The organism is Stenotrophomonas sp. YJH_SMC_16 (assembly GCF_059367875.1).
Map to the genome: position 1 here is coordinate 41,092 of NZ_JCAFRH010000009.1, position 21,368 is coordinate 62,459.

The window sequence follows — 21,368 nt, forward strand, 5'->3', positions numbered from 1 at the left end:
TGCCGGGGTGCCGTGGCTTACGCTTGCTTCAACAACTGCACCAGCTGGCGCAGCCGATACGGCTTGGGCAGGAACTCCACCTGTTCCGGCAGCGGCGGCAGCTGCGAACGGGCATAGCCGGACGACAGGATCATCCGCGCCTGCGGTTGTTCGCGCGCCACATGCTCGCTCAGCTCGATGCCGGACATGCCGTTGGGCATGCTGACGTCGCTGAACACTACGTCGAAACGTGCTTCGCCCTTCAGCAGGGCGGCAGCCTCATGCGCGTCAGCGGTCGTGGCCACATCGATGCCAAGGTCGCGCAGCGCCAGCCCGATCATCTCACGCAGATCGGTCTGGTCTTCCACCATCAATACGCGGATCGGGTCATCGGTCATCGGCAGGGTCCTCCATTGCGGGGAGCAGCAGGCTGACCGTGGTGCCGACACCGGGCGTGGTGGACACGTCGACGAAGCCGCCGCTCTGGGTAGTGAATCCGAACACCTGGCTCAGGCCCAGGCCGCTGCCCTTGCCGATGTCCTTGGTGGTGAAGAAGGGCTCGGTGGCCCGTTCGGCGATGTCGGCCGCCATTCCGTGGCCATCATCGCAGACGCTGAGCGTGACATAGCCCCGTTGCAGCGTGGAGTCCGCATCCGGGTCGAGCCGATGCTCCAATGCGGTGCCGATCAGGATGCGGCCGCCTTCGAGGGTGGCATCGGCGGCATTGGCCACCAGGTTGGCCAGCGCAGCCTGCAACTGCATCGCATCGGTGTTCACCAGGGGCAGGCCGGGTGTGAGCCGTAACTCCAGCAGCACCGCAGGCGGACAGGCGCGCTGCAGGTCCGGCAGCCATTGCAGTACCAGGGCATTGATGTCCAGTGGCTCGCGGATCAGGGTCTGGCCGGTGCTGAACGCCAGCAACTGGCGGGTCAACAGCGCGCCGCGGTCGGTGGCTGCCTGTGCAGCATCCAGCAGCTCGGCGGCACGCGCATCGTCACCGCTTACACGCAGTGAGAGCAGGTCCAGCGCGTTGCCGATGGTGGTCAGCAGGTTGTTGAATTCGTGCGAAAGGCCGCGGCTGAGGCGGCCGACGGTTTCGAACTGCTGGGTGTTGCGCAGCGCACGCTGGGCGTCGCGCAGCAGTCGTTGTGCCTGCCACTGCTCGGTGATGTCGCGGGTGATCTTGACGAAGCCGAGCAGCTCGCCTGCCTCGACGACCGGCTCGATGACCACGCTGGCACGGAACGAGGAGCCATCGCGACGTACCCGCCACCCTTCACTGGCAACGTGGCCATGTTGAGCTGCATGGCGGAGCAGGCGCTGCGGTTCCCCCGCCTCGCGATCGGCAGCCAGATAGAAACGGCCAAAGTGCGTGCCTACCACTTCATCGGCTGAATAGCCCTTGATGCGCTCCGCGCCCGGGTTCCAGCTGCAGACCATGCCATCAGGATCAAGCAGGTACAGCGCATGGTCGCGCACGCTGTCGATCAGCAGTCGCAGTTGGCGTGAAGGGTCCGTCAGCACGGACGTCGTAGAGGCGGCAGCGTCCACGTGGAAATGAGCATTACCCCTGGGAGGGACGTGAAGCTAGGCAGTGCAGTGTGAAGAGTGTGTGGAGGCATGGCACGTGCCATTCGTACTGTGCGGCTGAATACGACACGGGGTACCATCTCCCACCTTTATTTCCTGGAACCGACCTGCATGCGTCCTGGTGCGACCACGCGTGACCGCTGGATCTGGATGACCTCCGCCGTCCTGCTGGGGGCGACCATCGCCCTGGAACTGGTGGTTCCACTGGGCTATGCCGTCTGGCTGGCGTACTTCCTCGCTGTTGGCGTCATGCTGTTCCAGCGCAGCGCGCGCGCGCCGTTCATCGTGGCCGTCGTCGCCTGCGTCCTGTTGATCATTGGCTACAACGTCGCTCCGGCCAGCTCCAACTCGGCGTTCTCGCTGGTCAACCGAAGCATCGGCGGCTGTGCGTTCCTGATGATCGCGTTGATCGTCTCCCGCGCCATCCAGGCGCGGCGCGAAGCGATGCGGGCGCTGTGGCTGCAGGAAGCCGAGAACGCGGTGGCGATGAGCCTGCGCGGTGACCTGGGTCCGGAGCAGATCGCCGAGGCCGCGGCAACCAGCCTGGGGGCCCAACTGCAGGCGGATGTCGCCGCCGTCTACCGCCTGGAAGGGGGGCGACTGCAGCTGACCGGTGGCCTGGCATTGCCGTCCGGCATGCCGGCGTCGCTGGCATTGCAGGAGGGCGTGGCCGGGCAGGTGGCGCGGGACGAACGCATCCGCCACCTGCACGGGGGTGACGATTCGGTGCTTGAGCTGCAGACCAGCCTGGGGCGCTTGCCGGTGCGCGAGCGCATCCTGGCGCCGATCAGCAGCGATGGTGCGGTCGTGGGCATCGTTGAACTGGGACGCACCCGCGCCGGCGAACAGGATCGACTCGATGTCGAGCTGCTGGAGCGCTGTGCAGAGACCATCGGCATGGCGCTGCGCGCATCACTGCTGCGTGCACAGTTGGTGGTGCTGCTGGAGGAATCCCAGCGCCAGGGCGAGGAGCTGCAGGCCCAGCAGGAAGAGCTGCGCGTGGCCAATGAGGAACTGGAAGAGCAGAGCCGCAGCCTGCTGCAGTCGCAGAGCCATCTGGAAGAACAGCAGGCCGAGCTGGAACAGAGCAACGTCCAGCTGGAAGAGCGCACCCACGAGCTGGAGGCGCAGAAGCAGGCGCTGCTGGTCGCGCAGAGCCAGCTGGTGCGCAACAGCAACGAACTGGCCGCCACCTCGCGCTACAAGTCCGAGTTCCTGGCCAACATGTCGCATGAACTGCGTACGCCGCTGAACAGCTCGCTGATCCTGGCCAAGCTGCTGGCCGACAACAAGGACGGCACGCTCACCGAAGAACAGGTGAAGTATGCGCGCGCGATCCTTTCGTCCAACAACGACCTGCTGGCGTTGATCAACGACATCCTGGACCTGTCGCGCATCGAGGCCGGCCACGTCGAGCTGGCCGATGAAGTGGTGGTGACGGACAGCGTGCTGCAGCGCCTGCGCGAGACCTTCGAGCCGATGGCGCGGCAGAAGGGCCTGGCCCTGCAGATCGAGGCCGATGCGCTGGCGCCGAGCCAGCTGGTGGTCGACAGCCAGCGCCTGCAGCAGATCCTGAAGAACCTGCTGGCCAATGCGGTGAAGTTCACCGAGCATGGAAAGGTCAGCCTGCACGTGCGTGCGGGCGGCCAGGGCCGCATCCGGTTCGAGGTCTGCGACAGCGGTATCGGCATTGCCCGCGAGCAGCTGCAGGTCATCTTCGAGGCGTTCCGCCAGGCCGATGGCAGCACCCGCCGCCGCTACGGTGGCACCGGCCTGGGGCTGTCGATCTCGCGCGACCTGGCCGAGCGCATGGGCGGCAGCATCCAGGTCGACAGTGAACCGGGCCGCGGCAGCTGCTTCATCCTGGAACTGCCGTTGCAGGGTGCGCCCGCATCGAACGCCACTGACATCTCTGCGGCGCCCGTGGCGGCGTCCGCCACGGCCGCTGTGCCGGCGATGCCGGTACCTGCAGCGGCCGCGGTGGCGCCGACCACGACGGTGCCCAGCGTGGCCGATGACCGCGGTCGTCGCCAACGCGCTGGCCGCTTGATCCTGGCCGTTGAGGACGACGCCACGTTCGCCGAAGCACTGGTGGCCCTGGCCCATGAACTGGACTTTGACTGCGTGGTGGCCGGAACCGCCGAAGAGGCGCTGACCCTGGCCAGCGAACTGCGCCCGAACGGCATCCTGCTCGATATCGGCCTGCCGGACGTGTCCGGCCTGAGCGTACTGGAGCGCCTGAAGCGCAACCCCGATACCCGGCATATCCCGGTGCACGTGGTCTCGGCGATGGACCGCAGCCAGGTGGCGCGCGAGCTGGGCGCGATTGGTTTCGCGATCAAGCCGACCACGCGCGAGCGTCTGGTGTCGGCCATCGAGCAGCTGGAGCAGACCAGCCAGCGCGACGTGCGGCGTCTGCTGATCGTCGAGGACGACAGTGAGCTGCGCCACAACCTGGAACTGCTGCTGGGCCGTGATCAGCTGCAGATTGTCGCGGTGGGCACTCTGGCCGGTGCGCTGGAGCAGCTGAGCACGGTCACGTTCGACTGCATGGTGATGGACCTGTCGCTGCCCGACGGCAGTGGTTACGACCTGCTCGAGCACATGGCCGGCAACGATGATGTCGGCTTCCCGCCAGTGATCGTCTACACCGGCCGTGCGCTCAACCGCGAGGAAGAGCAGCGCCTGCGCCGCTACTCCAAGAGCATCATCATCAAGGGCGCGCGCTCGCCCGAGCGCCTGCTGGATGAAGTGACCCTGTTCCTGCACAGCGTGGAGGCCAGCCTGCCGACCGACCAGCAGCGCCTGCTGCGCGAGGCACGCCGCCGTGACACCGTGCTCGATGGACGCACCGTGCTGCTGGCCGAGGATGACGTGCGCAACATCTTCGCGCTGTCCAGCGTGCTCGAGCCGCTGGGCGTGACGCTGGAGATCGCGCGCAACGGCCAGGAAGCGGTGGATCGCCTGGCCGAGCGCGACGTCGACCTGGTGCTGATGGACATCATGATGCCGGAGAAGGATGGCCTGGCCGCGATGCGCGAGATCCGCGCGCAGCGTCACCTGCAGGACCTGCCGATCATCGCGTTGACTGCCAAGGCGATGCCCGATGATCGTGAGCGCTGCCTGCAGGCCGGTGCCAACGACTACATCGCCAAGCCCATCGACGTCGACAAGCTGGTCTCGCTGTGCCGGGTCTGGTGCTCGCGGCAATGAACGAACAGGCCCTGTTCGACCTGGAACTGAAGGTCCTGCTGGAGGCGCTGTACCAGCGTTACCACTACGATTTCCGCAGCTATGCGGTGTCATCGCTGCGCCGGCGCATGCGCCAGGCGATGCAGCGCTACGAGTGCGAACGGCTGGTCGACCTGCAGTACCGGCTGCTGCACGAGCCGGAACTGTTCGCCCAGGCCATGCAGTTCTTCACCGTGCAGGTCTCGGAGATGTTCCGTGACCCCGCGTACTTCCGTGAGCTGCGTGAGCAGGTGGTGCCGGTACTGCGCACCTATCCCTCGGTGAAGTTGTGGGTGGCCGGTTGCAGCACCGGTGAGGAAGTGTGGTCGCTGGCGATCCTGCTGCACGAAGAGGGCCTGCTTGATCGCAGCATCGTCTATGCCACCGACATCAATCCGGCGGCGCTGGCCACCGCCGAGGCGGGCGCCTATGGCATCGACCGGATGGCCCAGTTCAGCCGCAACTACCTGGCCGCCGGCGGCACGGCGTCGCTGTCCGACTACTACGCCACCGCCTACGATGGTGCGGTGTTCGACCGCCAGCTGCGTCGCAACGTGGTGTTCGCCGACCACAGCCTGGCTACCGATACCGTGTTCTCCGAAGTGCACCTGGTGTCGTGCCGCAATGTGCTGATCTATTTCAACCGCGATCTGCAGGACCGCGCCGTCGGCCTGTTCCGCGAAGCGCTGGTGCACCGTGGCTTCCTTGGCCTGGGCAGCAAGGAGTCGCTGCAGTTCGGGTGCCACCATGACGCCTTCGATGTCTGTTCGCGCGAGCATCGCCTGTACCGGAAGGTGGCCTGATGGCGTTGCCGGCGCGTCCAGCCGTGCTGGTGATCGGCGCGTCCGCCGGTGGCGTGGCCGCCTTGCAGGCGGTACTTGGTGCACTGCCGGGTACGCTGCCCGTACCGGTACTGGCCGTGCTGCACCTGCCGCGTGACCGTACCAGCCGCATCGCCGAGGTGCTGGCGCCGTACTGCGCGTTGCCGGTGCGCGAAGCCGAAGACAAGCAGCCGTTGCAGCCGGGCACGGTGACGTTCGCGCCGCCGGATTACCACCTGCTGGTGGAGGACGAGGGATCGGTGGCGTTGTCAGTGGATGCGCCGGTGCTGTTTTCCCGTCCGGCCATCGATCCACTGTTCGACTCCGCTGCTGCAGTGTTCGGCGGGCAGGTATTGGCCCTGCTGCTGACCGGTGCCAGCAGCGATGGCAGTGAAGGCGTGGCTGCGGTGCGCGCCGCCGGTGGCCGTGCCTGGCTGCAATGTCCCGAGGAGGCCGAGGCGTCGATGATGCCGGCTTCCGCCCTGCAGCATGCCGGCGCCGATGCCGTGCTGCCCCTTGAACTGATGTGTCGCCGCCTGAAGGAGTTGTTTGCATGAACCTGTTGCCACCGGACCCTGCGCAGCCGCAGACCCCGGTCAACCTGCTGATCGTCGATGACGTGCCGCAGAACCTGGTAGCCATGCAGGCCCTGCTGCAGCGAGAAGGGGTCAACCTGCTGCTGGCCGGCTCGGGTGCGCAGGCGCTGGAGTTGCTGCTCGAGCACGAGGTGGCATTGGCCCTGCTTGACGTGCACATGCCGGAGATCGATGGCTTCACCCTGGCCGAACTGATGCGCGGTTCGCATCGCAGCCGCGACGTGCCGATCATCTTCCTGACCGCCTCCCCGGATGATCCCCTGCGCGTGTTCAAGGGCTACGAGAGCGGCGCGGTCGATTTCCTGCACAAGCCGGTGGCGCCGCAGGTGATCCTGAGCAAGGTCAATGTCTTCATCGAGCTGTACCAGCAGCGGCAGCTGCTGAAGGCGCGCAACGAGGCGCTGGAACGCGCGCTCAAGCTCAACGAAACGATGGCCGCGGTACTGACCCACGACCTGCGCACGCCGCTGTCGGCCATCCTGCTGTGTGCCGACAAGCTGGCGCTGGATCTTCCCGAAGACAACACTGGCGCGCAGCAGACGCTGCAGTACCTGGAGGCCAGCACCCTGCGCATGGCACGCATGGTCGAGCAGTTGCTGGACTTCTCGCGGATCCGCAGCGGTGGCCTGCGCCTGCAGGCCAGTGCCTGCGACCTGGCCGACGTGACCCGCGCGGTGGTGGCTGAGGCGGGCAGTGCGCATGGGGCAGGCCGGATTCATCTGGACATGCACGGTGATACGCGGCTGCAGGGCGATCTGGACCGTCTCGGCCAGGTTGCCGCCAATCTGGTCGGTAATGCGCTGACCCACGGCAGCGAGGCGAGGGTGGAGGTGGACGGGCGCGACCCCCGCAGCGTGCTGTTGCGTGTGAGCAACGCCGGCCGGATCGACGACGCGCTGCTGCCGCGGTTGTTCGAGCCGTTCAAGGCCAGCTTCCACCAGAGCAAGGGCCTGGGGCTGGGTCTGTACATCGTCGATCAGTTCGTGCGCGCGCATGGGGGGCGTATCGCCGCGCGCAACGAGGCCGGGCAGGTGGTCTTCGAAGCCCTGCTGCCGAGGCGCGTCGAAGGGCTGCCTGCAGCAGCAAACTGAATTCTTCAGGAAACGCCCGCGGGTGTTGAGACGGACTCGTCCGCAACTGCTACCGTGGGTGTACATCCTGTCAAGGAAGCACCATGCCACTGCGTGCCATCGCCTATGTCAGCCAGGCGCTGCCGGATCTTTCCGCTGAACGGTTGCGGGCGCTGGTCGACGATGCAGCCCGCTTCAACAAGATGGCGGGCGTGACCGGTGTGCTGCTGCATGACGGCGGGCGATTCCTGCAGTACATCGAGGGGCCGCCGGACGGTATCGATTCGGTCTATGAGCGCATCCTGCAGGCCGGCAGCCATGTCGACATCATCGAGCTGGCGCGCGGCCGCCTCGGCCAGCGCCAGTTTCCGTACTGGTCGATGCGCGCGTTGCCGGTGGAAGAGGCGCTGCTGCGCCAGCTGTCATCCAGCGACTGGTCGGGTTTTACCCGTGCCCTCCAGGGCGATCGGTCCGCGCCGACGCCGGTGGATCTGCTCGACAACGTCGTGCAGCCAGTCCTGCACGCCGGCTGAGCGTCAACGCGAGGTGCCGCCGCAGTAGGCGGCATGCAGCGCCTGCAGCACGCCCAGTGCGGGCCCTTCAATCACGCGGTAGTGGATCGCCTGCGCTTCGCGCCGGGTCGCGACGATGTCCAGTTCGCGCAGCACCGCCAGATGCTGTGACAGCGCTGATGCGCTGAGTCCGGTCAGTGCCTGCAGTTCCGGCACCGGCGCCTCACCTTCGACCAGGCGGCACAGCACGCGCAGCCGCGCAGGATGGGCCAGGCTCTTGAGCAGGGCCGCAGCCTGCGAGGCGTGCTCAGCCATGACGGCGCTGTCGAGCGGGGTGCGGGCCATGGTTGACCTGTGGATTTAGAAAAAGCTAATTTAGAAAAATCTAAATCAAAAGGCAAGCGAATGTACGGAATGGGCGGAGGCAGGTCATGACCCTGCCGTGGGCCGCGGTGGCGGGGGGCGCGTTGATCGGTGCAGCGGCGGTGGTGCTGCTGGCAACCACGGGCCGGGTGGCCGGCATCAGTGGCATCGCTGCTGGCAGTGTGCGTGCCGCGCCAGGTGAGCGAGGTTGGCGCTGGGCGTTCCTGCTCGGCCTGCTGGCTGCTGCAGGGTTGGTGATGTGGTGGCAGGCCGCGCCAGGGCAAGCGCCCCGCGCCCTGCTGCGTGATGCCTTGCCGGCGTGGCAGCTGGTCGGTGCCGGCCTGCTGGTCGGCTTCGGTACGCAGTTGGGCAATGGCTGCACCAGTGGTCACGGGGTCTGCGGCCTGGCCCGCGGCTCAAAACGGTCGCTGCTGGCGGTGCTGGTGTTCATGGCCTGCGCGATGCTGACCACGTTCCTGATCCGTCACGGCGGAGGCTTGGCATGAGCCGCGCGATGGTGGCCGCCGGTGCGGCAGGCGCGCTTTTCGGCGCAGGCCTGGCGTTGGCCGGCATGACCGATCCGCGCCGCATCCTCGGTTTCCTCGACATCACCGGCGATGTCGATCCCACCTTGGCCTGGGTGCTGGCCTCTGCACTGCTGGTCAGCGCGGTTGGCCAGCGCTGGGTGCTGCGGCGCGCGCGTCCGTCCTGCGCAACGCGCTTCCAATTGCCCGCTGCGCGCGGTGTCGATCTGCGCCTGGTGCTGGGCGCGGCGTTGTTCGGCATCGGCTGGGGCTGGGCAGGCTATTGCCCGGGCCCTGCCATCGCCGGGCTGGCGGTGGGATCGCGCGAGGCGCTGTGGTTCGTGCCGGCGATGCTTGCAGGTTTCTGGCTGCACGATCGCGCAGTCCGCTGAGGCTTCACCGCTGTGTCACCCTGCATGGGGTCATATCCATGGATCACGGGGAAAGGAGCGCAACGACATGGCACGGATGAAGTGGAAGGAAAAGGCACTGCTTGCGGTCGCATTGGCCGCCGCAGCAGCACCAGCGCTGGCCTGCACGCGTGCGGTGTACCTGGGCGACAACGGCGATGTGATCACCGCGCGCTCGATGGACTGGAAGGTCGATGTGGCGACCAACCTCTACATACTGCCGCGCGGCATTGCCCGCACCGGTCAGGCCGGCCCGAAGTCATTGGCCTGGACCGCGCGCTACGGTTCGGTGGTGGCCACCGGCTACGACGTGTCGACCACCGATGGCATGAACGAAAAGGGCCTGGTGGCCAACCTGCTGTGGCTGGTCGAGTCGGAGTATCCACAGCAGCGTGGCAACAAACCGGGCCTGGCGATTTCGTTGTGGGCACAGTACGTGCTGGACAACTTCGCTACGGTGGAGGAGGCAGTGGCAGCGCTGAAGCGTGAGCCGTACTCCATCGTCACCGACAAGGTGCCCGGCGAGGATCGGCAGGCAACACTGCATCTTTCACTGTCCGATGCCAGCGGCGACAGCGCCATCGTCGAGTACATCGGCGGTCGCCAGGTGATCCACCATGACCGGCGCTATCAGGTGATGACCAACTCGCCGATCTTCGAGCAGCAGCTGGCCCTCAACAGTTACTGGCAGCAGATCGGCGGCACGGTGATGCTGCCCGGCACCAATCGCTCCGCGGACCGTTTCGCGCGCGCCTCGTTCTACATCAACGCCATTCCCAAGGCCGAGGATCCGGTGGTGGCGCTGGCCAGTGTGTTCAGCGTGATCCGCAACACCTCGGTGCCGTACGGCATCACCACGCCGGGCGAGCCGAACATCTCATCCACACGCTGGCGCACCGTGGCTGACCACAAGCGGCGGCTGTACTTCTTCGAATCGGCGCTGACCCCGAACACCTTCTGGGTCGATCTGAACAAGGTCGATTTCGGCGGCAAGGTGCTCAAGCTCGATCTCGGCCCGGACCAGCGCAATACCTTCGCTGGCGATGCACTGGGTCACTTCGTGCCCAGCGCACCGTTCACCTTCCTCGGCGTCGACGGTTAGTTCGACGCCTGGCTGGAGGCCGGGTAGACCGCCTGGATCGCGCAGCTGCCGCGGGTGTACTGCGGCAGCGGGGCGATGCTCTCACTGCGCAGATCGTCTGTCTCGAACTCGGCAGCCATGATCCGATCGCCAGGATTGCCGCAGATCAAGCCATTCTGCAGGCCCGAGTGGAAGCTCAGCTGCGGCGCGCGGTCGAGCTGGCGGCAGTGGCTGCCGAGTTCGACCCGGTAGTAGCGATGGCCACCATTTCGGTGCGGATTGGTCTCCACCAGCATGCCCTGCGGGTCGGAGGACCAGGCGCGCACGTTGCGCGTGGCAAAGCAGTAGGACGGTGAGCCGCCGAAGCTGCGGCGTACCTCCTTGCGTTCGCGGATGGTCACGGCGGGCAGGGTGGCCGTGCGCAGGCGGTCGCTGTCGCGGGCGACGCTGGCGTAGTCACGATCCTGCAGCTGGGTGACCGCGATGATGGCGCATCGGCGGCCGTCGACCACGACGCGTTCGCTGGGGCGGCCGCAGGCCCAGCCGGCGGGGGCTTCCAGCTTCAACGAGGTGGCACCGCGGACACCGGGGCAATCTTCGTTGAAGTCGATCCGATAGGCCTGGCCGGAGGCGGCGCGCAGTGCGATCGAGCGCGGTGAAGCCTGCTCCACTTCCTGTACGCCGACAGCGTCCATGCAGTGCGGGGCCGGTGGCGTGCGCTCCTGTGCGGAGGCCGAAGCTACGAGCATCAGGCCGAGGCTGGTGGCGAGCACCAGGGACACCTGCTGATGGGTCATGTCCTGCACTCCCTGCGTTGGATGACGGATCGACTATAGCAGCGGTTTGCACGGCCGTTGTTACACGCGCACACTGCGCGGATGGGCGCCATCTTCCATCTGCGGCACTACGGGCAGGCCACTGGCCTGGACCGCCATGACTACGCGCAGTGGGTGCTGCCGCTGCAGGGTGAGCTGCACTTCGAGATGGAGGGGCGCGGCGGTCGGCTGGACCTACTGCAGGGAGCTTTCGTTGCTGCTGGCGAAGCGCATGACCAGATGGCTGACGGTCCCAATGGGTTCGTGATCGTTGACTGTCCTCCGGGCGTGCTCGATGACGGCACGCAGGAGCATCTGTGCCGGCAGCGCTGGCTGCATCTGCCGCTGGCATTGCGTCGGCGCCTGGCCGAGGTGCAGGCAGGGCAGCCGATGCCGCCGCTGCTGCCGCAGTTGCTGCAGGTATTTGCACCTGCTGGCAGTGGCGCGCGCATGCAGGGCCTGTGTGCGGCGGTGCAGGCCGATCCCGGGCAGGCGTGGCCGGTGGCGCGCATGGCTGCGTTCGTCGGGGTCAGCGAGAGCCGGTTGCACGCGCTGTTCCAGCAGGAGTTCGGGCTCAGCCCGCAAGCCTGGCTCAGTGCGTGCCGGTTACGCTGGGCCAAGCATCGGTTGCGCACCAGCACGGCGCCGATCAGCGATATCGCGCTGGCCGCAGGCTATTCCGAGCAGAGCGCACTGACCCGCGCGCTGCGCCGCGAGTGTGGCCAGACCCCGGCCGCGTGGCGCAGGAGCGCCGGACTGTAGAGCCGAGCCCACGCTCGGCTTCCCTCACGTGCAGCCGGTCATGGCAGTAGCCTGGGTCAAGAGTGCCCACCGGCCAGCGCTTACACTGCGCGGCCCGTTCTCTCCCCCGAAGAACCCGAATGCGCAACAACCCGATGGCCTTGGGCATCGCCAATGGCGTTGCCGCTGGCGCGCTGTGGGGCGTGGTTTTCCTCGCGCCCGCCGTGCTGCAGTCGTTCAACGCCCTGCAACTGTCGGCCGGTCGCTATCTGGTCTACGGCCTGATCGCCGTAGCCCTGCTGCTGCCGCGATGGAAGCGGCTGGCACCGCGGCTGGGCCGCGCCGAATGGATCGGCCTGCTGTGGCTGAGCCTGGCCGGGAACCTGGTGTACTTCCTGCTGCTGGCGACGGCGGTGCAGTGGGCCGGTGGCGCGGCAGCGTCCTTGATTGTCGGCCTGATTCCGGTGGTGGTCACCCTGGTTGGCGTGCGCGAGCAGGGCGCTGTACCACTGAAGCAGCTGTTGCCGGCACTGGGGCTGTGCGTCCTGGGCGTGGGACTGGTTGGCTGGGAAGCACTGATGTCCGAGCACCTGGCAACACCTTGGAGGCAGCGCCTGATCGGCCTGCTGTGCGCGTTCGGCGCGCTGTTCTCGTGGGCGTTGTACTCGATCGGCAACAGCCGCTGGCTGGCGCGCCGACCTGATCTGTCCAGCCACGACTGGTCGCTGCTGACCGGGGTGACGACCGGCGGCCTGGCCCTGCTGCTGGTGCCGATGGCCTTCGTCGGCCACACCGGCAGCCATTCGGCGGCGCAGTGGAGTGGTTTCTGGGCGATCAGCGCCGGTGTGGCAGTGGTGGCCTCGATCCTCGGCAACGCATTCTGGAACCGCGCCAGCCGCCTGCTGCCGCTGACCCTGACTGGCCAGATGATCGTGTTCGAGACTTTGTTCGCGCTGCTGTATGCCTTCGCCTGGCAGCAGCGTTGGCCGACGCTGCTGGAGGCGCTGGCAATCGTGTTCCTGGTGGCCGGCGTGATGCTGTGTGCGCATGCCCACCGCGCGCCGCGGGCGATCGCCGAACATGTCGGCTGAATGCGCTCGTCAAGCCTACTGATGCCGCCTTGGTCTCAGATGCAACCAAATGGCGGCATGTTGAACGATGATCGCGGCAATGGTTTTTTGCATCGCAGCACTTGACAGCGGGCCGGCGCACAGTGTTTTCTGTGCGTCATGGTTCTTGATGCCGCCCACGCCAGTCTGATCGCCCCCGCTACTGCGGGCCGTTCGACTGCGCCGGTCGCCACCACCACCATTACCACCACCACCGTCACCACTGCCCTGGTGCGGCCCGTCGTCTTCGTGTAACTCCCGAAAACCACGGCCCCGCACCATACAGGTGGCGGGGAAACTCGACACCTGCATGCGACGGGGCCTCCTACCGAGGTCTGCATGTCTTCCCACGCCCCCGCTCATCCCGTTGCCCCGGCCGACCTGGCTGCACCGTCCATTGTCGTGCACAAGTTCGGTGGCACCTCGGTGGCCGATGCCGAACGTTACCGCCATGTTGCCGGCCTGCTGCTGGCCCGTCCCGAATCGCTGCAGGTCACTGTCGTCTCGGCGATGAAGGGCGTTACCGACGCGCTGATCGAGCTGGCGGAGCTGGCGGCCAAAGGTGATGAAGGCTGGCGTGAAGCCTGGCATGCGCTGCGCGCGCGCCATCGCGGCGCCGCCGTGGCGCTGTTGGGCGAGCAGGTGGGCGAGACGGTCGAATGGATCGACGCCCGCTTCGAGCAGCTGGCCGAAGTGCTGGCCGCGCTGGCGGTGATCGGCGAGCTGCCGCGCGAGGTTCTGGACCGCGTGCAGGGGCTGGGCGAAGTGTTCTCCGCGCAGCTGCTTGGTACCCACCTGCGTGCAGTGGGAGAAGACTGTGCGGTGCTCGATGCGCGCGAGGTACTGGTCGTCGGGCATGGCGAACTGGGCGTGGATGTCGACTGGGAGGCCAGTGCTGATCGCCTTGCCAAGTGGCGCCTGCAGCATCCACAGTCGCGCCTGGTTGCCACCGGATTCGTCGCACGTGATCGCGATGACCGCATCACCACGCTCGGCCGCAACGGCAGCGACTACTCCGGTGCGATCTTTGCTGCGCTGTTCAATGCCGATGAACTGCACATCTGGACCGACGTCGATGGCGTGCTGTCGGCCGACCCGCGGCTGGTGCCTGAAGCCGTGCAGCTGGAATCGCTGAGCTACGACGAAGCCTGCGAACTGGCCTACTTCGGTGCCAAGGTGGTGCACCCGCAGACCATGTCGCCGGCGATCCGTCTCGGGCTGCCGATCTTCATCCGCAATACGTTCCAGCCCGCGCATCCGGGTACGCGTATCAGTGCCGAACGCTCGCCGCGTGGACCGGTGAAGGGCCTGACCCTGAGCCCCGGGCTGTCCCTGCTGAACCTGGAAGGCACGGGTCTGATCGGCGTGCCCGGTACCGCCGAGCGCGTGTTCGCGGCCCTGCGCCAGGCGCAGGTGTCGGTGGTGATGATCTCGCAGGGTTCGTCGGAACATTCGATCTGCTGCGTGGTGCGCGCCGCCGAAGCAGCGCGCGGCCGTGAGGCATTGCTGCACGCGTTCGCGCACGAGTTGTCGGTCGGTCAGGTGCAGCGCGTGCAGGTCAGTGAGGGCGTCAGCGTACTGGCGGCGGTCGGTGACGGCATGGCCGGCCAGCCCGGTGTGGCCGCACGCCTGTTCGAGGCACTGGGGCGTGCGCAGGTGAACATCCTGGCGATCGCACAGGGCTCGTCCGAACGCAACATCTCGGTCGCGGTGGACAGCGCCGATGCCACCCGCGCGCTGCGCGCGGCGCATGCCGGTTTCTGGCTGTCGCCGCAGACCTTCGCGGTCGGTGTGATCGGGCCGGGCAATGTCGGTGCCGCACTGCTGGACCAGCTGCTGGCGGCCCGCCCGCAGCTGCTGGCCAAGGCCAATGTCGACCTGCGCCTGCGTGCACTGGCCTCACGCTCGCGCATGCGGTTGGAAGTGGACGGCCTGCACGCCGACTGGCGGGAGGCTCTGCAGGACGCCGGCGAGTGCAGCGATCTGGATCGCTTCACCGAACACCTGCTGGCCGCGCACCTGCCGCATGCGGTGGTGATCGACTGCAGCGGCAGCGCCGAGGTGGCCGAGCGCTACGAGGGCTGGCTGGCGGCCGGCATCCATGTGGTCACCCCGAACAAGCAGGCCGGGGCCGGGCCGCTGCCGCGCTACCAGCGCATCCGCGCCGCGGCGGCGGCAAGTGGCGCACGCTTCCGCTACGAGGCTACGGTGGGTGCAGGCCTGCCGGTGATCACCACGCTGCGTGACCTGGTTGATACCGGTGATGAAGTGCTGGCGATCGAGGGCATCTTCTCCGGCACGCTGGCCTGGCTGTTCAACCGCTTCGATGGCAGCCAGCCGTTCTCGCAGCTGGTCGCGCAGGCGCGGTCGATGGGCTACACCGAGCCGGACCCGCGCGATGACCTGTCGGGCGTGGACGTGGCGCGCAAGCTGGTGATCCTGGCGCGCGAAGCCGGCCACGCACTCAGCCTGGAACAGGTACAGGTGGAAAGCCTGGTGCCGGCGCTGCTGCGCGAGGGCAGCGTGGATGACTTCATGGCGCGGCTGGGCGAGTCCGATGCCAGCCTGCTTCAGCGCCTGCAGGACGCGCGGGCGCGTGGCGCGGTGCTGCGCTACGTGGCGCAGCTGGGTGCCGACGGCGCCTCGGTGGGCCTGCAGGAACTGCCCGCCGATCACGCCTTCGCCAACCTGCGGCTGACCGACAACGTGGTGCAGTTCCGCACCCGTCGATACTGCGACAACCCGCTGGTGGTGCAGGGGCCCGGCGCCGGACCGGAAGTGACCGCCGCGGGCGTGTTCGCCGACCTGCTGCGGGTGGCCGCCGGCGAAGGAGCGCGCCTGTGATCGCACGTGCGTTCGCGCCTGCCTCGGTGGCCAACGTGGCGGTGGGCTTCGACATTCTTGGTCATGCCATTGCCGGCGTTGGCGATACCGTGAGCGTGCGCCGCATCGATGAGCCGGTGGTGCGCATCGATGCGATTCGCGGCAGTGTCGTCGAGTTGCCACTGGATGCGGCTGGAAACACCGCAGGTGCTGCGCTGATGTCGCTTCGCGCAGGGCTGGCGCTGGACTTCGGATTCGCGGTGGAGATCGACAAGGGCATTCCATTCGGTTCCGGCATGGGCGGTTCGGCAGCGTCGTGCGTTGCTGCGCTGGTTGCCGCCAATGCACTACTGGATGCGCCGCTGACGCGCGAGGCGCTGTATCCGTTTGCGCTGGATGGCGAGGCGGTGGCAAGTGGTGGCCGTCACGGTGACAACGTGGGGCCATTGCTGCTGGGCGGGCTTGCGCTGTGCACGGCCGACCGCCTGCTGCCGATTCCGGTACCGGCTACCTGGCACAGCCTGCTGGTGCATCCGCACTCGGTGCTGGAAACACGCCGCGCACGCCAGGCGCTGCAGGGCAACTATGCGCTGGGTGAATTCGTGGCACAGAGTGCGAACCTCGCGCTGGTACTCAGCGGCTGCCATCGCAGCGACGCCGCGCTGGTCCGTGCTGGCCTGCGTGATGTGCTGGTGGAGCCGCGCCGCGCCGGCCTGATTGCGGGCTTCGAGGCCGCACGCGATGCGGCGCTGTCTGTGCATGCGCTGGGCGCGGGCATTTCGGGCGCGGGCCCCAGCGTGTTCGCCTGGTTCGAGGACGCCGACCAGGCCCGAGCCGCTGCCGCACCGGTGCAGGCGGCATTCGCCGCCGCCGGTTTCGACAGCGATGCCTGGGTGTCGCCGCTGGATGCACCGGGAGCCCGCTTGTGCTGAATCCTTCCCCTTTACTGGATACCCAACCCATGCAATTTGTCTCGACACGCGGCCAGTCCCCGGCTGTTGGCCTCAGCGCGGCGATCGCTGCAGGATTGGCGCCCGATGGTGGGCTGTATGTTCCGCAGGTGCTGCCGGCGCCACGTGAGCTGCAGGCCGGCGCAACGCTGGCCGATACCGCCGCCGATCTGCTGGCACCGTTCTTTGCAGGCGATGCTCTGGAGGCAGCGCTGCCATCGATCTGCCGCGAGGCGTTCGACTTTCCGGTACCGCTGCGTCCACTGGGCGGCGGTGACCATGTGCTGGAGCTGTTCCATGGGCCGACGGCGGCGTTCAAGGATATCGGTGCGCGCTTCCTGGCCGGTACGCTGTCGCGGCTGCAGGCTGGCCAGGATCGCGACCTGACGATCGTCGTCGCCACCTCCGGCGATACCGGTGCCGCGGTGGCGGCGGCGTTCCATCGCCAGCCCGGCGTGCGCGTGGTGGTGCTGTATCCGGACGGCCGCGTGTCACCACGGCAGGCGCATCAGCTCGGCTGCTTCGGCGACAACATCCAGGCGCTGCGCGTGGCCGGTGCCTTCGACGACTGCCAGGCGATGGTCAAGCAGGCGCTGGCTGACCGCGAACTGCAGGCGCAGGTGCCGTTGAGCTCGGCCAACAGCATCAGCCTGGGCCGCCTGCTGCCGCAAATGAGCTACTACGCGCATGCGGCACTGACCCATCATGCTGAAACCCGTCGCCGGCTCAACCTGGTGGTGCCGACCGGCAACCTTGGCAACGCAATGGCTGCGGTGCTGGCGCGTGCGCTGGGCGTGCCGATCGGACAGATCGTGCTGGCCACCAATGCCAATGTGGTACTGCCAGCGTACTTCAGCGGCGGCGACTACCAGCCGCAGGCCAGTGTGGCCACCGTGGCCAATGCAATGGACGTAGGGGCGCCAAGCAACTTCGAACGCCTGCGCTGGCTTTACCACGGAGATGATGCCGAGCTGCGCGCTGCGTTCCGTGCGTTCGCGGTGGACGACGTGACCATCCGCGCCACGATTGCCGCAGCGTATGCGAGCCGCGGCGAACTGTTCTGCCCGCACACGGCGACGGCGGTGAAGGTGCTGCAGGACCTGCGCGCGCGTGGTGCCAAGGGTGACTGGGCGGTGGTGGCTACCGCCCATCCGGCCAAGTTCGAGGCTGTGGTCGAACCGTTGATCGGCGAACCCGTGGCCGTGCCGCCTGCATTGGATGCGTTGTTGCAGCGGCCGGCGCACGCCGAACCGTTGGCCGCCGATTACGCGGCGTTGCGTGAGGTGTTGGCTCCCATGTAGAGCCGAGCCATGCTCGGCTGCTGTTCGCGCACGGCGCGATGAGTCGAGCATGGCTCGACTCTACAATGCCCTTCGCGCAACACGGGTAGTGCCGGCCGCTGGCCGGCAACCCCACCAACCGCAATGCGGTCAGATCAACCCTTCACCGGCCAGCGTGCGCAGCCCGTCCTCGTCGAGGATCTCCACCACGTTCAGGTGGGGCAGGGCGATCAGCCCCTGCTGGCGCAGCTTGGTGAAGGTGCGGCTGACCGTTTCCATGGTCAGGCCCAGGTGGTCGGCGATGTCGCCGCGGCCCATTGGCAGCGACACGCGCAGGCCGTCGCCACCCAGCTTGGCCTCGCGTGCAGCCAGGCGCAGCAGGAAATCGGCCAGTTTTTCGGCAGGCTGCAGGCGTGCGAGTGCCAGCGCAGCATCCTGTGCGGCATCCAGTTCCTGGCAGGCGCGCTGCAGCAGCTTGCGCTCCAGGTGCGGGAAGCGGCTGCGCAACGCCTTCATCTGTGGCAGCGCAACGCGGCATACCCGGCTGTCGGCGATGGCCTCGATGTCGTAGCGGTGGTGGTCGCTGCCGCTCAGGCCCAGGTAGTCGCCGGGCAGCACGAAGCCGTTGATCTGGCGGCGGCCGTCGGCCAGGGTGCGCACCAGGCGCAGTGCGCCGCCGGTCAATGTATAGACATGGTCGCGCTCTTCACCGGTGCGGGCCAGCGTGCTGCCCATGCTGACCTGCTGCGATACGGTGACCTGTTCCAGCGCCTGCACTTCATCGGGCGACAGCGCCGAGCACACCGCAAGGTGGCGAACCGAGCAGTGCAGGCAGTCCAGCGTGGCGCAGGACGGCGAGGCGGGATCGTTGGTGGCGGGCGGAGCGCCGGAAGGCCGGGACATGTTGCGGGGGCGTATCGCGGGCGAGGGAGGGCCTTATGATACTTCAAGCGGCCGTTCGACCCTGCCCGAGGCGGGGGCGCTAGAATGTCGCCCCCTCCCACGTCCCGTTCCAGCAGGAGTTCCGCCCGTGATCAAGCCCCGTACCCCGCCCGGCACCCTTGAACTGCTGCCGCGCGAGCAGATTGCGTTCCAGCGCATGCTGGACGTGATCCGCCGCAACTACGAGCGCTTCGGGTTCCTGCCGGTGGAGACGCCGGTGTTCGAGCTGTCCGACGTGCTGCTGACCAAGTCCGGCGGCGAGACCGAGCGCCAGGTGTATTTCGTGCAGTCCACCGGTGCGCTGGCCAACGCCGCCGAATCGGGTGACCGTTCGCTGCCGGAAATGGCGCTGCGCTTCGACCTGACCGTGCCGCTGGCGCGCTATGTGGCCGAGCACGAGCACGAACTGACCTTCCCGTTCCGTCGCTACCAGATGCAGCGCGTGTACCGTGGCGAGCGTGCCCAGCGCGGCCGTTTCCGCGAGTTCTACCAGTGCGACATCGACGTGATCGGCAAGGACAGCCTGAGCGTGCGTTACGACGCCGAAGTGCTGGCGGTCATCCACGCGGTGTTCTCGGAACTGCGCATCGGTGACTTCAGCATCCAGCTGAACAACCGCAAGCTGATGCGCGGCTTCTTCGAAAGCTTGGGCGTGGCCGAAGGCGAGCGCCAGCTGGCGGTACTGCGCGAAGTGGACAAGCTGGACAAGCGCGGTGCCGATTACGTGCGCGAGACGCTGGTGGGCGAGGGCTTCGAGATTCCGGCCGAGCAGGTCGAGAAGATCCTGGCCTTCGTGGCCGTGCGTTCGCAGGGTCATGCCGATGCGCTGGCGCAGCTGGCCACGCTTGAAGCCGACGCCGGTTCTTCGGAGATCCTGCGTACCGGTGTTGCCGAACTGCGCGAAGTACTGCAGCTGGTGCAGGCGCTGGGCGTGCCGGAAACCGCGTACTGCCTGAACTTCTCTATTGCGCGCGGCCTGGACTACTACACCGGCACCGTCTACGAGACCACGCTGACCGATCACCCGCAGATCGGCTCGATCTGCTCGGGCGGCCGCTACGAAGACCTGGCCAGCCACTACAGCAAGTCGAAGCTGCCGGGCGTGGGCATTTCCATCGGCCTGTCGCGCCTGTTCTGGCAGCTGCGCGAAGCGGGCCTGATCGACGGCATCGAAGCCAGCAGCGTGCAGGCGCTGGTGGCGCTGATGGACGAGCAGGGTATGCCGCAGTCGCTGGACATCGCGCGCCGCCTGCGCGCCGGTGGCATCAATACCGAAGTGCAAATGGAACCGAAGAAGATCGGCAAGCAGTTCCAGTACGCCGCCAAGGCCGGCATCCGCTTCGTGGTGCTGGCCGGTGAGGACGAGCTGGCGCGCGGCGTGGTGGCGGTGAAGGACCTGTTGCGCGAGCAGCAGTTCGAAGTCTCCCGCGACGAGCTGGCCAGCACCCTGCAGGTGGAGTTGGAGCAGTCGCGGGTCATGGCGTGAAGCGTGCCGCCGCAGGGGCGCTGACGCTGCTCCTGCTGGCGGGTTGCCAGAGTGATCCGGCGCTGCGCAGCACCCGGATCGGCCCGGCCCAGTACCAGCTGGTGGTTGATCGCTGCCATGTGATCGACCGGGCGCAGCTTGAGCAGGATCTGCAGGCCCTGGCCACGCGGACGTGCCCGCGCGGGGCAGGGAGGCTGCAGAACCTGCAGTCTCATCCCAGCCGACAGGGCAGCCTGTTCGGCGAATGCCTGCGGCGCGGTGCGCTGCAGGCGAAGATCCACTGCCAGCCCTGAGCGTCGCCAGCGTATTGATTTCAAAGTAGAACGCCCACCTTTGGTGGGCGTTCTGCGTTTATGGGAAAGAGCAGTCGAGCATGGCTCGACTCGATAAAAGCCGGTTCCGATCAGCTTTCCAGCGAGATCCGCCAGATCGCAGCCAACTGTCGAAGGTGGGGAGGGTCCGGTGGCAGGGGTGTGAGCGGCATGGATGCCGCGACCAAGCCCCCATGGACGGGTTTACGGCGCCCCCTGCCACCGGACCCTCCCCGCCATCCCACGGAATGCAGGCCTTTGCTGTTGCACTGGCTTTTGTTTCTGCGGGTGCAGGGCGCAGCCATGCCGTATCCCCCCCAACCCTCGATTTGACGCACCGCGCAAGAATGCGCTAATGTACTAACGCGCTATTACATTGACGCAAGAGATCCGCCCCGTGAAAGCCCGCCCCGACATTGCCGCCAAAGACCCGCAGGCCGACCTGGACGCACTGGCCCAGGCCTTTGCCGCCCTGCGCGCCCCCGACGAAGTGGCGGCCTTCCTGCGCGACCTGTGCACCCCCGCCGAACTGGAAGCCATGGCCGACCGCTGGAAGGTGGTGCCGCTGCTGCAGCAGGGTGTGCCGTACCGCGAGATCCACGAGCGCACCGGCGTCAGCGTGACCACCACCGGACGGGTGGCACGCACGCTCGAGCATGGCCATCGAGGCTATGCCGCCGCCATCGACCGCCTTGCTTCGCGCTGACCCGCGCCCCGTTCCGAACTTCGAGACC

General features: G+C 67.3%; 21 protein-coding genes. 16 read left to right on the plus strand and 5 right to left on the minus strand.

Features of this window, described 5'->3' with window-relative positions; genetic code table 11:
• Positions 1-17 precede the first annotated feature (17 nt).
• Together AC5P6E_RS17675 and AC5P6E_RS17680 are read right to left on the minus strand one after the other, a co-directional pair.
• A complete protein-coding gene (locus AC5P6E_RS17675; protein ID WP_010482617.1) occupies positions 18-377 on the minus strand; it encodes a response regulator in 360 nt (119 codons plus the stop codon).
• Positions 367-1,530 (minus strand): two-component system sensor histidine kinase NtrB, encoded by a 1,164-nt coding sequence (locus AC5P6E_RS17680; protein WP_414615410.1) that lies wholly within the window; start codon positions 1,528-1,530, stop codon positions 367-369. Before AC5P6E_RS17680 ends, AC5P6E_RS17675 begins: the two co-directional genes overlap by 11 nt.
• A 150-nt stretch (positions 1,531-1,680) precedes the next feature.
• Here AC5P6E_RS17680 and AC5P6E_RS17685 point away from each other — a divergent pair, with 150 nt between their 5' ends.
• The 5 genes from AC5P6E_RS17685 to AC5P6E_RS17705 all read left to right on the plus strand — a co-directional run bounded on the left by AC5P6E_RS17685 (position 1,681) and on the right by AC5P6E_RS17705 (position 7,820).
• Positions 1,681-4,782: a response regulator gene (locus AC5P6E_RS17685; RefSeq protein WP_019338488.1), complete on the plus strand. Its 3,102-nt coding sequence runs from the start codon at positions 1,681-1,683 to the stop codon at positions 4,780-4,782.
• A complete protein-coding gene (locus AC5P6E_RS17690) occupies positions 4,779-5,603 on the plus strand; it encodes a CheR family methyltransferase (RefSeq protein WP_010482611.1) in 825 nt (274 codons plus the stop codon). The genes AC5P6E_RS17685 and AC5P6E_RS17690 overlap by 4 nt, the downstream gene beginning before the upstream one ends.
• Positions 5,603-6,178, plus strand: coding sequence for a chemotaxis protein CheB (locus AC5P6E_RS17695; protein ID WP_010482610.1), 576 nt, complete (start codon positions 5,603-5,605; stop codon positions 6,176-6,178). The genes AC5P6E_RS17690 and AC5P6E_RS17695 overlap by 1 nt, the downstream gene beginning before the upstream one ends.
• The gene (locus AC5P6E_RS17700) at positions 6,175-7,308 is read left to right on the plus strand and encodes a hybrid sensor histidine kinase/response regulator (RefSeq protein WP_495231142.1); all 1,134 of its coding nucleotides are present in this window, start codon (positions 6,175-6,177) and stop codon (positions 7,306-7,308) included. The genes AC5P6E_RS17695 and AC5P6E_RS17700 overlap by 4 nt, the downstream gene beginning before the upstream one ends.
• Positions 7,309-7,391: 83 nt before the next feature.
• Complete coding sequence (locus AC5P6E_RS17705; protein ID WP_010482608.1) at positions 7,392-7,820, plus strand: BLUF domain-containing protein; 429 nt, start codon at positions 7,392-7,394, stop codon at positions 7,818-7,820.
• Positions 7,821-7,823: 3 nt separating this feature from the next.
• Here the strand turns inward: AC5P6E_RS17705 and AC5P6E_RS17710 are convergent, their stop codons facing one another.
• The gene (locus AC5P6E_RS17710) at positions 7,824-8,144 is read right to left on the minus strand and encodes an ArsR/SmtB family transcription factor (protein WP_100448478.1); all 321 of its coding nucleotides are present in this window, start codon (positions 8,142-8,144) and stop codon (positions 7,824-7,826) included.
• An 86-nt stretch (positions 8,145-8,230) separates the two neighbouring features.
• On the opposite strand from AC5P6E_RS17710, the gene AC5P6E_RS17715 reads away from it, so the two are divergent.
• The 3 genes from AC5P6E_RS17715 (at position 8,231) to AC5P6E_RS17725 (ending at position 10,198) form a co-directional block, all read left to right on the plus strand.
• Positions 8,231-8,668: a YeeE/YedE family protein gene (locus tag AC5P6E_RS17715; RefSeq protein WP_019338490.1), complete on the plus strand. Its 438-nt coding sequence runs from the start codon at positions 8,231-8,233 to the stop codon at positions 8,666-8,668.
• Positions 8,665-9,078: a DUF6691 family protein gene (locus AC5P6E_RS17720; protein WP_019338491.1), complete on the plus strand. Its 414-nt coding sequence runs from the start codon at positions 8,665-8,667 to the stop codon at positions 9,076-9,078. The genes AC5P6E_RS17715 and AC5P6E_RS17720 overlap by 4 nt, the downstream gene beginning before the upstream one ends.
• 67 nt (positions 9,079-9,145) lie before the next feature.
• Positions 9,146-10,198 (plus strand): linear amide C-N hydrolase, encoded by a 1,053-nt coding sequence (locus AC5P6E_RS17725; protein ID WP_019338492.1) that lies wholly within the window; start codon positions 9,146-9,148, stop codon positions 10,196-10,198.
• On the opposite strand, the gene AC5P6E_RS17730 is transcribed toward AC5P6E_RS17725, so the two are convergent.
• On the minus strand, positions 10,195-10,974 hold the full coding sequence (locus AC5P6E_RS17730; RefSeq protein ID WP_312717387.1) for a DUF6491 family protein: 780 nt from the start codon (positions 10,972-10,974) through the stop codon (positions 10,195-10,197). The genes AC5P6E_RS17725 and AC5P6E_RS17730 overlap by 4 nt on opposite strands.
• Before the next feature lie 81 nt (positions 10,975-11,055).
• Here AC5P6E_RS17730 and AC5P6E_RS17735 point away from each other — a divergent pair, with 81 nt between their 5' ends.
• The 5 genes from AC5P6E_RS17735 (at position 11,056) to thrC (ending at position 17,916) form a co-directional block, all read left to right on the plus strand.
• Positions 11,056-11,754: a helix-turn-helix transcriptional regulator gene (locus AC5P6E_RS17735; RefSeq protein WP_312717388.1), complete on the plus strand. Its 699-nt coding sequence runs from the start codon at positions 11,056-11,058 to the stop codon at positions 11,752-11,754.
• Positions 11,755-11,873: 119 nt separating this feature from the next.
• Entirely contained in the window at positions 11,874-12,824 is a 951-nt protein-coding gene (locus AC5P6E_RS17740; RefSeq protein WP_312717389.1) for a DMT family transporter, read from the plus strand.
• Between the two features lie 357 nt (positions 12,825-13,181).
• Positions 13,182-15,686, plus strand: a complete 2,505-nt coding sequence (gene thrA, locus AC5P6E_RS17745) for a bifunctional aspartate kinase/homoserine dehydrogenase I (RefSeq protein ID WP_495231145.1) — start codon at positions 13,182-13,184, stop codon at positions 15,684-15,686.
• Positions 15,683-16,597, plus strand: a complete 915-nt coding sequence (locus tag AC5P6E_RS17750; protein WP_312717390.1) for a homoserine kinase — start codon at positions 15,683-15,685, stop codon at positions 16,595-16,597. Before thrA ends, AC5P6E_RS17750 begins: the two co-directional genes overlap by 4 nt.
• Before the next feature lie 29 nt (positions 16,598-16,626).
• Complete coding sequence (gene thrC, locus AC5P6E_RS17755) at positions 16,627-17,916, plus strand: threonine synthase (RefSeq protein WP_495231146.1); 1,290 nt, start codon at positions 16,627-16,629, stop codon at positions 17,914-17,916.
• A gap of 129 nt (positions 17,917-18,045) precedes the next feature.
• Here thrC and AC5P6E_RS17760 read toward each other — a convergent pair whose 3' ends face one another.
• Complete coding sequence (locus tag AC5P6E_RS17760) at positions 18,046-18,798, minus strand: Crp/Fnr family transcriptional regulator (RefSeq protein ID WP_043397202.1); 753 nt, start codon at positions 18,796-18,798, stop codon at positions 18,046-18,048.
• Positions 18,799-18,925: 127 nt separating this feature from the next.
• Here AC5P6E_RS17760 and hisS point away from each other — a divergent pair, with 127 nt between their 5' ends.
• The 3 genes from hisS (at position 18,926) to AC5P6E_RS17775 (ending at position 21,340) form a co-directional block, all read left to right on the plus strand.
• A complete protein-coding gene (gene hisS / locus AC5P6E_RS17765) occupies positions 18,926-20,323 on the plus strand; it encodes a histidine--tRNA ligase (protein WP_312717392.1) in 1,398 nt (465 codons plus the stop codon).
• A complete protein-coding gene (locus tag AC5P6E_RS17770; protein WP_495231148.1) occupies positions 20,320-20,616 on the plus strand; it encodes a hypothetical protein in 297 nt (98 codons plus the stop codon). The genes hisS and AC5P6E_RS17770 overlap by 4 nt, the downstream gene beginning before the upstream one ends.
• A 415-nt stretch (positions 20,617-21,031) precedes the next feature.
• Entirely contained in the window at positions 21,032-21,340 is a 309-nt protein-coding gene (locus AC5P6E_RS17775; RefSeq protein ID WP_108754790.1) for a YerC/YecD family TrpR-related protein, read from the plus strand.
• The last annotated feature ends 28 nt before the right edge of the window (positions 21,341-21,368 follow it).

What these genes read in the sequence shown, in the direction of transcription:
- AC5P6E_RS17675 (WP_010482617.1), bottom strand. Translation starts at nt 377, where the DNA reads ATGACCGATGACCCGATCCGCGTATTGATGGTGGAAGACCAGACCGAT.
- AC5P6E_RS17685 (WP_019338488.1), top strand. Translation starts at nt 1,681, where the DNA reads ATGCGTCCTGGTGCGACCACGCGTGACCGCTGGATCTGGATGACCTCC.
- AC5P6E_RS17690 (WP_010482611.1), top strand. Translation starts at nt 4,779, where the DNA reads ATGAACGAACAGGCCCTGTTCGACCTGGAACTGAAGGTCCTGCTGGAG.
- AC5P6E_RS17695 (WP_010482610.1), top strand. Translation starts at nt 5,603, where the DNA reads ATGGCGTTGCCGGCGCGTCCAGCCGTGCTGGTGATCGGCGCGTCCGCC.
- AC5P6E_RS17700 (WP_495231142.1), top strand. Translation starts at nt 6,175, where the DNA reads ATGAACCTGTTGCCACCGGACCCTGCGCAGCCGCAGACCCCGGTCAAC.
- AC5P6E_RS17705 (WP_010482608.1), top strand. Translation starts at nt 7,392, where the DNA reads ATGCCACTGCGTGCCATCGCCTATGTCAGCCAGGCGCTGCCGGATCTT.
- AC5P6E_RS17710 (WP_100448478.1), bottom strand. Translation starts at nt 8,144, where the DNA reads ATGGCCCGCACCCCGCTCGACAGCGCCGTCATGGCTGAGCACGCCTCG.
- AC5P6E_RS17715 (WP_019338490.1), top strand. Translation starts at nt 8,231, where the DNA reads ATGACCCTGCCGTGGGCCGCGGTGGCGGGGGGCGCGTTGATCGGTGCA.
- AC5P6E_RS17720 (WP_019338491.1), top strand. Translation starts at nt 8,665, where the DNA reads ATGAGCCGCGCGATGGTGGCCGCCGGTGCGGCAGGCGCGCTTTTCGGC.
- AC5P6E_RS17725 (WP_019338492.1), top strand. Translation starts at nt 9,146, where the DNA reads ATGGCACGGATGAAGTGGAAGGAAAAGGCACTGCTTGCGGTCGCATTG.
- AC5P6E_RS17730 (WP_312717387.1), bottom strand. Translation starts at nt 10,974, where the DNA reads ATGACCCATCAGCAGGTGTCCCTGGTGCTCGCCACCAGCCTCGGCCTG.
- AC5P6E_RS17735 (WP_312717388.1), top strand. Translation starts at nt 11,056, where the DNA reads ATGGGCGCCATCTTCCATCTGCGGCACTACGGGCAGGCCACTGGCCTG.
- AC5P6E_RS17740 (WP_312717389.1), top strand. Translation starts at nt 11,874, where the DNA reads ATGCGCAACAACCCGATGGCCTTGGGCATCGCCAATGGCGTTGCCGCT.
- thrA (WP_495231145.1), top strand. Translation starts at nt 13,182, where the DNA reads ATGTCTTCCCACGCCCCCGCTCATCCCGTTGCCCCGGCCGACCTGGCT.
- thrC (WP_495231146.1), top strand. Translation starts at nt 16,627, where the DNA reads ATGCAATTTGTCTCGACACGCGGCCAGTCCCCGGCTGTTGGCCTCAGC.
- AC5P6E_RS17760 (WP_043397202.1), bottom strand. Translation starts at nt 18,798, where the DNA reads ATGTCCCGGCCTTCCGGCGCTCCGCCCGCCACCAACGATCCCGCCTCG.